Here is an 11,779-nt window from a genome sequence, read left to right as displayed (position 1 = left end):
GCGGGCGACGCATGACGGCGCGGGCGTCCTCCGGTTAAGGTCGCTGCGGCGCGACCGGCCCTGACGTGCGCGGGGCCCGGAGAGCAAGGGGATGGAAACGGTGGCGGACGCTGCAACGCAGGGCACCCGACGACGGGTGCTCGTGGCCGCGGACAAGTTCAAGGGCTCGCTGACGGCCGTACAGGTCGCCGAGCGGGTGACGGCCGGGCTGCGCCGGGCCGCGCCGGACGTCGAGGTGGAGGCCCTGCCGGTCGCCGACGGCGGCGACGGCACGGTCGCCGCGGCGGTCGCGGCCGGCTTCGAACGCCGGGAGGTACGGGTCGCCGGTCCCCTCGGGCACGAGGTCACCGCCGCGTTCGCGCTGCGCGGCGACACCGCCGTGGTGGAGATGGCGGAGGCGAGCGGTCTGCAACGGCTGCCCGCCGGTGTCCTCGCCCCGCTGACGGCCTCGACGTACGGCTCCGGTGAGCTGCTGCGCGCCGCGCTGGACGCGGGTGTCCGCACGATCGTGTTCGGCGTCGGCGGCAGTGCGACCACCGACGGCGGCGCGGGCATGCTGTCCGCGCTCGGGGCCCGGTTCCTGGACGGGGACGGCGAGCCGGTGGCGCCGGGCGGCGGCGGACTCGCCGCCCTGGACCGTGCCGACCTGTCCGGTCTCGATCCGCGGCTGTCGTCCGTGGAACTGGTCCTCGCCAGCGACGTCGACAACCCGCTGACCGGCCCGAAGGGCGCGCCGGCGGTGTACGGGCCGCAGAAGGGCGCCTCCCCGGACGACGTCCAGGCGCTGGACGAGGCGCTCGCGCACTACACGAAGGTGCTGGAGACGGAGGTCGGCCCACGGGCCGCGGCGTACGCGGCCGCGCCCGGGGCCGGCGCCGCGGGCGGGATCGGCTACGGCGCCCTGCTGCTGGGGGCCCGGTTCCGGCCCGGCATCGAGGTGATGCTGGACGTGCTGGGCTTCGCACCGGCCCTGGAGCGGGCCGAGCTGGTGATCACCGGCGAGGGTTCGCTGGACGAGCAGACCCTGCACGGCAAGGCCCCCGCCGGGGTCGCGGCCGCCGCCCGTGCCGCCGGCAAGGAGGTCGTCGCGGTCTGCGGACGCCTGGCCCTGCCACCGCAGGCCCTCGGCCGGGCGGGGATCCGCCGGGCGTACCCCCTGACGGAGATCGAGCCGGACGTGGCGACCTGCATCTCCGACGCCGGCCCGATCCTGGAACGGGTCGCGGAGCGGATCGGTCACGACTTCCTGACCTGAGCCGGGGTCACGGCAAGCCGATCAGCTCGCCGTTCAGGTCCCTGAAGTAGCTGCCGTGGTCCAGGCCGTACGCCTTGCCGTTCTTGAACCACTGCCTCGCGATGTGGTGGACGGTCTTCGCGGTGGTCTCCCAGACCAGGGAGTGGCCGGCGCCTTCGAGGCAGAACATCAGCTTCTTCGGTCCCTTGACGGCCGTGTAGAGGTCCGGCACGGAGAAACGCAGGACGTCGGGGAAGGTCGCCGGAGTGTTGGCCGTCCGGTCCAGCTGGCCGTAGACGATCGCCACGGGAACCCGGTCACCGAGCACATACGTGCCGCCGGGGTCCTTGGACGGCGCGGTCTGGTTGTTCCAGCCCCACCAGTAGGTGTTCCGGTACCGCAGGACGCCCTCGTAGTCGCCGGGTCCCTCCTCGGGGCCCCACTTGCTGCCCACCGGGTCGCTCTGCATGCAGGCGTCCCACACGACGTCCTCGATGCCGGGTTCCCACAGGCTGGGGGTGCTGCTGAGCGATGCCTTCACCCCCGTCTTGCTCGCCACGTGCATCGGGAAGCCGAACGTGGCGGGCGGTGTGGACACCGGCAGCGTCTGGGCTCCGGGCGGGCGTCCGAAGGGGTCGGCCGGGTTCTCCGACCACCGGCCCTTCGGCGGGAAGATCGGTGCCAGCAGGAACAGGCTCTCGACGTCCTCCGGGTGCTTGAGGGTGTAGGGGCCCATCACCAGCGCGCCCGCGGACCAGCCCACGAAGCGGACCGGCTTGTCCCTGCCCTGCAGGCCCCTGATGTACTGCACCACCGTGTGCAGCTCCGCCTCCTCGCTCTCCGAGTTGCCGAGCTGGTGGGGGTAGGGGGGCGGGCAGGCCGCCGGGAGGGGGTTCGGGACGAGGAGCTGCTCCTGCTGGGCCGGGTTGGCGTTGCACGCGTCGTCCATCCTGGGGCGGGGCGACCGTCCGGATCCCTGGAGATCCATGATGAAGACGTCGTAACCGGCGCCCGCCAGTTCCTGCGCCCAGCTGTAGCGGGTGGGGGAGCCGCCGGGGACCGGCGGGAGGTCGAAGCCCGCGAGCGCCGGCACGCTCCTGCCGTGCAGCATCAGGACGGGCTTGCGCGGGTTGTTCCCGTTGGTGCCGTCGTACTCCCGTACGGGGAGCTGCACCGGCTCCATGTCGTTCGCCGGGATCGTGGAGACGTGCGGGACCTTGTGTTCCGTGAGGATGAGTGAGGACATGACCATCTCCCAGAGCGGGGTATGAATGGGTCAAATTCTGGCAAATTACCCCCTCTTCCACCGTCCTCTCCTTCCTCACGCTGTGCAACCGCTCGCGGATCGCGGGTAGTTGACAGGTCAAGGGCACACCGCGGACGCCCTTGAAGCCGAAACGGGTGCGGCCCGAGCCGGAAGGGGCTCGGGCCGCACCCGTGTGCGGTGAGGGAGGGTCAGGGCAGCTGGGCCGCCCGTGCCTCGCGTCGGTTGTCGCGGAAGTTGTTCACCCGGCGGGCCGTGGCGAACAGCGGGATCACCGCGCCCATGACGAGCTGCAGCGCGCAGCCGGTCTGCAGCAGCAGCTGGCCGCTCGGGGCGTCGAACGCCCACGCCGCCAGCAGCCCTATCGACAGCACGATCCAGACGAGCACCGCGCCGGCGAGGCGGCCCCGCGGCTTGGGGTACTCGACCCGGCTCACCATCAGCCAGGCGGTCCCCAGGATGGCCAGCAGCGTCGCCACGAAGGGCAGCTCCAGCAGCACGATCGAGACCACGGTCAGTGCGCCGAACGGCGAGGGCATGCCCTGGAACATGCCGTTCGGCGGGGTCACGCACGAGAATCTCGCCAGCCGCAGCACCACCGCCAGCAGGACGACGATCGCGCCGACCGCCGCCACCCGCTGGTGGGCGTCGTCGGCGACCATGCCGTAGACGAGGACGAAGTACGCCGGCGCCAGGCCGAAGCTGATCAGGTCCGAGAGGTTGTCCAGCTCCGCGCCCATGGGGGAGCTGCGCAGCTTGCGCGCGACCAGACCGTCGAACAGGTCGAAGACGGCCGCGCAGAGCATCAGGATGACGGCGGTGGCCGCGCTGTGGCGGGCCATCCCGGTCTCCTGGTCCCCGGTGAGGTGCGGGATCAGGATGCCGGTGGTGGTGAAGTACACCGCCATGAAGCCGCACGTGGCGTTGCCGAGGGTGAGGGTGTCCGCTATCGACAGACGCAGCGAGAGGGGCATCTCCTCCTCGTCGTCCGCGTCGTCGGCCTCGGGCACCCAGCCCGCCTGGGTCTCAGGGTCAATCACGGTCAATGCGAGTCACCCCCGCCACGGTCTTCTGGCCGACCTCGACCGCGACCTCCACGCCCTCGGGCAGGTAGAGGTCGACGCGGGAGCCGAAGCGGATGAGGCCGATCCGGTCGCCCTGCTCGACCTTCGTGCCCTCGGGGAGATAGGGGACGATGCGGCGGGCGACGGCACCGGCGATCTGGATCATCTCGATGTCACCGAGTTCGGTGTCGAAGTGCCAGACGACGCGCTCGTTGTTCTCGCTCTCCTTGTTGAACGCCGGAACGAACCCGCCGGGGATGTGCTCCACGGACGTGACCGTGCCGGAGAGCGGCGCGCGGTTGACGTGGACGTTGAGCGGGCTCATGAAGATCGCCACCCGGGTGCGTCCGTCCTTCCACGGCATGATGCTCTGCACCACTCCGTCGGCGGGGGAGATGACCCGGCCCGGCGCGATCTCGCGCTCGGGGTCGCGGAAGAACCACAGCATGCCCGCCGCCAGCGCGGTGGCGGGGACGGCGACGGCCTTCGCGACGCCCGAGCGGCGGGCGCGGACCAGGCTGACGGCTGCGGTGGCGACGGTCGGCAGAAGCCACGGCGATGCTCCGCGCGCGAGGCGTGCGCCTACCAGGCGGTCGCGGTGTGCAGAGGTTTGGCTGTGGGGCATGGATGACCTTCGTAGCGGACGATGCCGCGCTTCGACGGGGGACGGCGGCTTTCCGGCGATCGTAGCGGTTCGGGGGCGCAACTGGGTAAGCCAGGAAGCCGAGTCGGCTGCCGGGTGAAGTTGACGGGGTGTGATCTTCTTCTCGAAGAAAACACCCCCAACCCGGACATCTAGCCCTGGAACCGATACTCTTCGAGCAGTCGGCGCCCGATGATCATTTTCTGGATTTCGGCGGTACCTTCACCGATCAGCAGCATCGGGGCCTCACGGTAGAGGCGCTCGATCTCGTACTCCTTGGAGAAGCCGTAGCCGCCGTGGATCCGGAAGGCGTCCTCCACGACCTCCTTGCAGTACTCGGAGGCGAGGTACTTCGCCATACCGGCCTCAAGGTCGTTTCGTTCGCCGGAGTCCTTTTTGCGTGCCGCGTTCACCATCATGGCATGCGCGGCCTCGACCTTGGTAGCCATCTCGGCGAGCTTGAACTGGATCGCCTGGTGCTGGGCGATCGCCTTGCCGAAGGTGTGCCGCTGCTGCGCGTACCGGACGCCCAGCTCGAAGGCACGCTGAGCGACGCCGCAGCCACGCGCCGCCACATTCACGCGTCCCACCTCGACGCCGTCCATCATGTGGTAAAAACCCCGGCCGGTGACCCCGCCGAGCACCCGATCGGCGGAAAGCCGCAGGTCATCCATGATCAGCTCGGTGGTGTCGACACCCTTGTAGCCCATCTTGTCGATCTTGCCCGGGATGGTGAGGCCGGGGCGGACCTCTCCGAAGCCGGGCTCCTTCTCGATCAGGAAGGTGGTCATCGACTTGTGGGGCGCCGTACCCTCGGGGTGTCCTTCATCACTTCTGACCAGAACGGCCACCAGTGACGACGTACCGCCGTTCGTCAGCCACATCTTCTGACCGTTCAGGACGTACTCCTCGCCGTCCCTCACCGCCTTCGACGTGATCGCCGACACGTCCGAGCCCAGGCCCGGCTCCGACATCGAGAACGCGCCCCGGACGTCGCCGGCCGCCATCCGCGGCAGGAAGTGGTCCTTCTGCTCCTGCGTGCCGTGCTGCTTGAGCATGTACGCCACGATGAAGTGCGTGTTGATGATCCCCGAGACCGACATCCAGCCCCGGGCGATCTCCTCCACGCACAGCGCGTAGGTCAGGAGCGACTCGCCCAGACCCCCGTACTCCTCGGGGATCATCAGGCCGAACAGGCCGAGTTCCCTCAGACCGTCGACGATCTGCTGCGGGTACTCGTCGCGGTGCTCCAGCTCGGTGGCGACCGGGATGATCTCCTTGTCCACGAAGTCGCGGACGGTGGAGAGGATCTCCTGCTGGACGTCGGTCAGACCGGCGGTCTGGGCAAGTCGCGCCATGGCTACTTCTCCTGCTGCTTCAGCTCGGGGCGGCCCGGCTGCTCGCCGCCGCGCTCCTTGATGTACGTCTCGGTCGGCACCATCACCTTGCGGCGGAACACGCACACGAGCGTGCCGTCCTGCTTGTAGCCCTTGGTCTCCACATGGACGATCCCGCGGTCGTTCTTCGACTTCGAGGGCCACTTGTCCAGCACGGTCGTCTCGCCGTAGATCGTGTCGCCGTGGAAGGTCGGCGCCACGTGCCGGAGCGACTCGATCTCCAGGTTGGCGATCGCCTTGCCGGACACGTCCGGCACCGACATGCCGAGCAGCAGGGAGTAGATGTAGTTCCCGACCACGACGTTCTTGCCGAAGTCCGTGGTGTTCTCGGCGTAGTTGACGTCCATGTGCAGGGGGTGGTGGTTCATGGTGAGGAGACAGAACAGATGGTCGTCGTACTCGGTGACCGTCTTGCCCGGCCAGTGCTTGTACGTCGCCCCGACCTCGAACTCCTCGTAGGTGCGTCCGAACTGCATCGCGCTCAGGCCTCCGGGATCTCGAACGTGCTGGTGCGCTGCATGCCGGCGGCACGCCCCTTGCCCGAGATGACCAGCGCCATCTTGCGGCTGGCCTCGTCGATCATCTCGTCGCCGAGCATCGCCGAGCCCTTCTTGCCGCCGGCCTCGGAGGTGTAGTAGTCGTACGCGTCCAGGATCAGCTCGGCGTGGTCGTAGTCCTCCTGCGAGGGCGAGAAGATCTCGTTGGACGCCTCGACCTGGCCCGGGTGCAGCACCCACTTGCCGTCGAAGCCGAGCGCGGCGGCGCGCCGCGCGACCTCGCGGTAGCCGTCCACGTTGCGGATCTGCAGGTAGGGGCCGTCGATCGCCTGCAGGTCGTTGGCGCGGGCGGCCATCAGGATCTTCATCAGGATGTAGTGGTAGGCGTCCGCCGGGTAGCCGGGCGGCTGCTCGCCCACGACCAGCGACTTCATGTTGATCGACGCCATGAAGTCGGCCGGCCCGAAGATGATCGTCTCGATGCGCGGGGAGGCCTGCGCGATCTCGTTGACGTTGTTCAGCCCCTGCGCGTTCTCGATCTGTGCCTCGATGCCGATCCTGCCGACCTCGAAGCCCATGGTCTTCTCGATCTGCGTCAGCAGCAGGTCCAGCGCGACGATCTGCTGGGCGTTCTGCACCTTCGGCAGCATGATGCAGTCGAGGTTGGGGCCGGCCCCCTCGACGACCGTCACGACGTCACGGTACGTCCACTCGGTCGTCCAGTCGTTGACGCGCACGACCCGCGTCTTGCCGGTCCAGTCGCCCTCGTTCAGGAACTTGACGATCGTGTGCCGCGCCTCGGGCTTGGCGAGCGGGGCGCACGCGTCCTCCAGGTCGAGGAAGACCTGGTCCGCCGCCAGGCCCTGCGCCTTCTCCAGGAAGCGGGGGTTGCTGCCCGGGACCGCGAGACACGAGCGGCGCGGACGCAGACGGTTGACGGTCATGCGGGGACCTCCAGGGGGTCGAGCTTGTTCGCTTTGCGGATCTCGTCGACGATGCGGCCGATGATTCCGGTGATGTCGAAGTCCTTCGGGGTGAAGACCGCGGCCACTCCGGCCGCCCTGAGCTGCTCGGCGTCACCATTCGGGATGATGCCACCGGCGATCACCGGTATATCTGTGGCACCGGCCACACGGAGCCGCTCCAGCACGTCCGGCACCAGTTGCGCGTGCGAGCCGGACAGGATCGACAGACCCACCGCGTGCACGTCCTCGGCGAGGGCCGCGTCCACGATCTGCTCCGGGGTGAGCCGGATGCCCTGGTAGACCACCTCGAAGCCGGCGTCGCGGGCGCGCACGGCGATCTGCTCGGCGCCGTTTGAGTGCCCGTCCAGGCCCGGCTTGCCGACCAGGAAGCGCAGCTTGCCCGTGCCGAGGTCCTTCGCGGTCGTCTCCACCCTGCGGCGGACCTCCGACATGGCCGAGCCCTCCTCGGCGGGGACCGCCACCGGCGCCGAGGAGACCCCCGTCGGCGCCCGGAACTCGCCGAACACCTCGCGCAGGGCCCCGGCCCACTCACCGGTCGTGACCCCGGCGCGGGCGCACTCCAGGGTGGCCTCCATGAGGTTGTCGGTGCCCTTGGCGGCCTCCTTCAGCCGCTCCAGCGCCTTGCAGGGGCGAGGGTGGTTGAAGGGCGGCTGGTAGCGGGTGTCGCGCCAGCGCCGCAGGGAGGCGACGACCCGGGCCTCGACGGCCGGATCGACCGTCTGGATGGCGGTGTCGAGATCGGCGGTGAGCGGATTGGGTTCGGTCGTCTCGAAGATGTTGACGCCGACGATCTTCTCCTGGCCGGACTCGATCCGGGCGCGGCGCTCGGCGTGCGAGGAGACCAGCTGCGACTTCAGGTAGCCGGACTCCACGGCGGCCATCGCGCCGCCCATCTCCTCGATCCGCGCCATCTCCGCGAGGGACTCCTCGACGAGCCGCGCGACCTTCGCCTCGACGACGTGTGAGCCCTCGAAGAGGTCCTCGTACTCCAGCAGGTCGCTCTCGTGCGCGAGGACCTGCTGGATCCGCAGCGACCACTGCTGGTCCCAGGGCCGGGGCAGGCCCAGCGCCTCGTTCCAGGCCGGCAGCTGCACGGCACGCGCGCGGGCGTCCTTCGACAGCGTCACGGCCAGCATCTCCAGCACGATCCGCTGGACGTTGTTCTCCGGCTGCGCCTCGGTCAGCCCGAGCGAGTTGACCTGGACGCCGTACCGGAAGCGGCGTTGCTTGGGGTCCTCGATGCCGTAGCGCTCCCGCGTGACCTGGTCCCAGATCCGCCCGAACGCCCGCATCTTGCACATCTCCTCGACGAAGCGGACGCCCGCGTTCACGAAGAAGGAGATCCGGGCCACGACGTCGCCGAACTTCTCGGCGGGGACCTGCCCCGAGTCGCGCACCGCGTCGAGCACGGCGATCGCGGTGGACATCGCGTACGCGATCTCCTGGACCGGCGTGGCGCCCGCCTCCTGCAGGTGGTAGCTGCAGATGTTGATCGGGTTCCACTTCGGGATGTGGGAGACCGTGTACGCGATCATGTCCGTCGTCAGGCGCAGGCTCGGTCCCGGCGGGAAGACGTGCGTGCCCCGGGACAGGTACTCCTTGACGATGTCGTTCTGGGTCGTGCCCTGGAGCCGGGTGATGTCCGCGCCCTGCTCCTCGGCGACGACCTGGTAGAGCGCCAGCAGCCACATGGCGGTGGCGTTGATCGTCATCGAGGTGTTCATCTGCTCCAGGGGGATGTCCTGGAACAGCCGGCGCATGTCACCGAGGTGGGCCACCGGCACGCCGACCCGCCCGACCTCGCCGCGGGCGAGGACGTGGTCGGAGTCGTAGCCGGTCTGGGTCGGCAGGTCGAACGCCACCGACAGGCCCGTCTGGCCCTTGGCGAGGTTGCGCCGGTACAGCTCGTTGGACGCCTCGGCCGTGGAGTGGCCGGCGTACGTGCGCATGAGCCACGGCCGGTCCTTCTCCCGCGTGCCTGCGGCGGGCTGACGCTCAGTCATCTATGACCTCGGGTGTCTCAGATGTTGCGGAAGCGGTTGATGGCGTCGATGTGCTGGGCGCGCATCTCCTCGTCGCGCACGCCGAGACCCTCCTCGGGGGCGAGGCACAGCACGCCGACCTTGCCCTGGTGGAGGTTGCGGTGCACGTCGTACGCGGCCTGCCCGGTCTCCTCCAGGGAGTAGGTCTTCGACAGCGTCGGGTGGATCCTGCCCTTCGCGATGAGCCGGTTGGCCTCCCAGGCCTCGCGGTAGTTGGCGAAGTGCGAGCCGATGATCCGCTTCAGGGACATCCACAGGTAGCGGTTGTCGTACTCGTGCATGTAGCCCGAGGTCGAGGCGCAGGTGGTGATGGTGCCGCCCTTGCGGGTGACGAAGACGGAGGCGCCGAAGGTCTCGCGGCCCGGGTGCTCGAAGACGATGTCGATGTCCTCGCCGCCGGTGAGTTCGCGGATGCGCTTGCCGAAGCGCTTCCACTCCTTCGGGTCCTGTGTCTGCTCGTCCTTCCAGAACCGGTAGCCCTCGGCGGTGCGGTCGATGATCGCCTCCGCGCCCATCGCCCGGCAGATGTCCGCCTTCTGCGGCGAGGACACGACACAGATCGGGTTGGCGCCGCCGGCCAGGGCGAACTGCGTGGCGTAGGAGCCGAGGCCGCCGCTCGCGCCCCAGATCAGGACGTTGTCGCCCTGCTTCATCCCGGCGCCGTTGCGGGAGACCAGCTGCCGGTAGGCGGTGGAGTTGACCAGACCGGGGGCGGCGGCCTCCTCCCAGCTGAGGTGGTCCGGCTTGGGCATCAGCTGGTTGGACTTGACCAGGGCGATCTCGGCGAGGCCGCCGAAGTTGGTCTCGAAGCCCCAGATGCGCTGCTCCGGGTCGAGCATCGTGTCGTTGTGGCCGTCGGACGACTCCAGCTCGACGCTGAGGCAGTGGGCGACGACCTCGTCGCCCGGCTTCCAGGCGTTGACGCCGGGGCCGGTGCGCAGGACGACGCCCGCGAGGTCGGAGCCGATGATGTGGTACGGCAGGTCGTGCCGCTTGGTCAGCTCGCTGAGCCGGCCGTAGCGCTCCAGGAAGCCGAAGGTGGACAGCGGCTCGAAGATCGAGGTCCACACGGAGTTGTAGTTGACCGAGGAGGCCATGACGGCCACCAGGGCCTCGCCCGGGCCGAGCTCGGGCAGCGGAACCTCGTCGAGGTGGATCGACTTGCGCGGGTCCTTGTCGCGGGTCTCGAGCCCGGCGAACATCTCGGTCTCGTCCTTGTGGACGGTGATCGCGCGGTACGACTCGGGAAGCGGCAGCGCCGCGAAGTCGGCGGGCGTCGCGTCCGGGGACTGGATCGCGTCCAGGATGTCCTGAGTGGTCACGGTGTTGCCTCCGGCGGTGAGCGCCCTGAGGGAGGGGCGCTGAGGGCTGGTTCGATGCTGTTCGGCGGCGCTTTGTGGCGCGGGAGGTTGCCTGTGACGCAGGCGTCCGGGCGGGCGCAGGCCGTGCGCTGCGGGGACAGCCGGCGTACGAAAGGTCTCTGCACGCCGGCCGCCCGGACACCTTCAACGTATGACACCGCGTGTCACCTCGCAAGGCACTGAGTGCCAGAACTTCTCCTCAGATGAAATCTTTACGTAACAAATGAGCGATGATCGATCGAACGGGCCCTGAAATCCGCCCGAAAAGCTGCCCTGACATGCCAAAACGGCCACCCGGGCGGGTGGCCGTCATCACAGGGCGAAGCCGCGGTCAGCGCTCCTTGAGGGCCTGCTCGATGGCGCGCATGACCTCGTCGAGCGGGGCGTCGGTCCGGGCGACCGTCACCAGCACCTCGCCCTGCGCGGAGACGGCCGCGGGGGCCGGCCTGGCCGGCGCGCCGCCGCTGCGCCCGGCGCCGATGCCGGTGCCGAAGGTCCGGCGGACGATCGCGAAGGCATGGTCGAGCTGGGTCTCGACGTCGCCCTGGCCGCCCGCCCGCAGCCAGCGCCGCAGGACGTGGTTGTGGGCCGTGACCACGGCGGAGGCGGCGACCTCGGCCAGCAGCGGGTCGTCGTTGGCGTCGTCGTCGTGCGCGTGCTCGTCGAAGTGGCCGAGGAGGTAGCGGGTGAACAGCCGTTCGTAGCGGGCCACCGAGGCGATCTCCGCCTCCCGCAGGGTGGGTACCTCGCGGGTCAGCTTGTAGCGGGCGACGGAGATCTCCGGCCGCGCCGCGTACATCTTCATGACCTCCTTGATGCCGCGGCACACCGTGTCGAGGGGGTGCTCGTGGGCCGGGGCCGCGTTGAGGACGGCCTCGGCGCGGATCAGGGTGTCGTCGTGGTCGGGGAAGATCGCCTCTTCCTTGGAGCGGAAGTGGCGGAAGAAGGTGCGGCGGGCGACGCCGGCCGCGGCCGCGATCTCGTCGACGGTGGTCGCCTCGTACCCCTTCGTGGCGAACAGTTCCATGGCCGCGGCCGCCAGTTCGCGGCGCATCCTGAGCCGCTGGGCGGCCGCGCGGCCGCCCGCGGCACTCTCCGGGACGTCGGGCGTGGCTGATGTACGTGGGGACCTGGCGGGCTGGGACATGCCCCGAACGTACTGCATGCGCGCAGCTCGGTGCGCAGGTCCGGGGTTTCCCCCAGACCTGGCCGGCGGGGGAGAGCCGGGCCCGGCGGGCGCGAGGGGCCCGCCGGGGTCGAGCAGTCCGCCCCAGTCCCGGTCGGCAGCGAG

10 protein-coding genes are annotated in these 11,779 nt (G+C 69.7%); 1 reads left to right on the top strand and 9 read right to left on the bottom strand.

Features of this window, described 5'->3' with window-relative positions; genetic code table 11:
• Positions 1 to 136 precede the first annotated feature (136 nt).
• The gene (locus AQJ58_RS06875; protein WP_067246128.1) at positions 137 to 1,255 is read left to right on the top strand and encodes a glycerate kinase; all 1,119 of its coding nucleotides are present in this window, start codon (positions 137 to 139) and stop codon (positions 1,253 to 1,255) included.
• 7 nt (positions 1,256 to 1,262) lie between these two features.
• Here AQJ58_RS06875 and AQJ58_RS06870 read toward each other — a convergent pair whose 3' ends face one another.
• The 9 genes from AQJ58_RS06870 to AQJ58_RS06830 form a co-directional block, all read right to left on the bottom strand.
• Positions 1,263 to 2,480, bottom strand: coding sequence for an alpha/beta hydrolase (locus AQJ58_RS06870; protein ID WP_079078744.1), 1,218 nt, complete (start codon positions 2,478 to 2,480; stop codon positions 1,263 to 1,265).
• Positions 2,481 to 2,689: 209 nt separating this feature from the next.
• Positions 2,690 to 3,544, bottom strand: coding sequence for a CDP-diacylglycerol--serine O-phosphatidyltransferase (pssA, locus tag AQJ58_RS06865; protein WP_234359976.1), 855 nt, complete (start codon positions 3,542 to 3,544; stop codon positions 2,690 to 2,692).
• Positions 3,531 to 4,187, bottom strand: coding sequence for a phosphatidylserine decarboxylase (locus AQJ58_RS06860; RefSeq protein ID WP_067246122.1), 657 nt, complete (start codon positions 4,185 to 4,187; stop codon positions 3,531 to 3,533). Before AQJ58_RS06860 ends, pssA begins: the two co-directional genes overlap by 14 nt.
• Positions 4,188 to 4,357: 170 nt before the next feature.
• On the bottom strand, positions 4,358 to 5,563 hold the full coding sequence (locus AQJ58_RS06855; RefSeq protein ID WP_067246121.1) for an acyl-CoA dehydrogenase family protein: 1,206 nt from the start codon (positions 5,561 to 5,563) through the stop codon (positions 4,358 to 4,360).
• 2 nt (positions 5,564 to 5,565) lie between these two features.
• Entirely contained in the window at positions 5,566 to 6,078 is a 513-nt protein-coding gene (locus AQJ58_RS06850; protein WP_067246118.1) for a MaoC family dehydratase, read from the bottom strand.
• Between the two features lie 5 nt (positions 6,079 to 6,083).
• Positions 6,084 to 7,043, bottom strand: coding sequence for an HpcH/HpaI aldolase/citrate lyase family protein (locus AQJ58_RS06845; RefSeq protein ID WP_067246115.1), 960 nt, complete (start codon positions 7,041 to 7,043; stop codon positions 6,084 to 6,086).
• Positions 7,040 to 9,088 (bottom strand): protein meaA, encoded by a 2,049-nt coding sequence (locus AQJ58_RS06840; protein ID WP_067246113.1) that lies wholly within the window; start codon positions 9,086 to 9,088, stop codon positions 7,040 to 7,042. The genes AQJ58_RS06845 and AQJ58_RS06840 overlap by 4 nt, the downstream gene beginning before the upstream one ends.
• 17 nt (positions 9,089 to 9,105) lie before the next feature.
• The gene (gene ccrA, locus AQJ58_RS06835; RefSeq protein ID WP_067246111.1) at positions 9,106 to 10,449 is read right to left on the bottom strand and encodes a crotonyl-CoA carboxylase/reductase; all 1,344 of its coding nucleotides are present in this window, start codon (positions 10,447 to 10,449) and stop codon (positions 9,106 to 9,108) included.
• A 370-nt stretch (positions 10,450 to 10,819) separates the two neighbouring features.
• Positions 10,820 to 11,635, bottom strand: a complete 816-nt coding sequence (locus AQJ58_RS06830; RefSeq protein ID WP_234359975.1) for a TetR family transcriptional regulator — start codon at positions 11,633 to 11,635, stop codon at positions 10,820 to 10,822.
• Positions 11,636 to 11,779: the final 144 nt, after the last annotated feature.

It is taken from the genome of Streptomyces sp. DSM 15324, from assembly GCF_001514285.1.
In the GTDB taxonomy this organism is placed as follows: Bacteria; Actinomycetota; Actinomycetes; order Streptomycetales; family Streptomycetaceae; genus Streptomyces.
The sequence above is the reverse complement of the archived record's forward strand: the minus strand, read 5'-3'. Positions and strand labels throughout refer to the sequence as shown.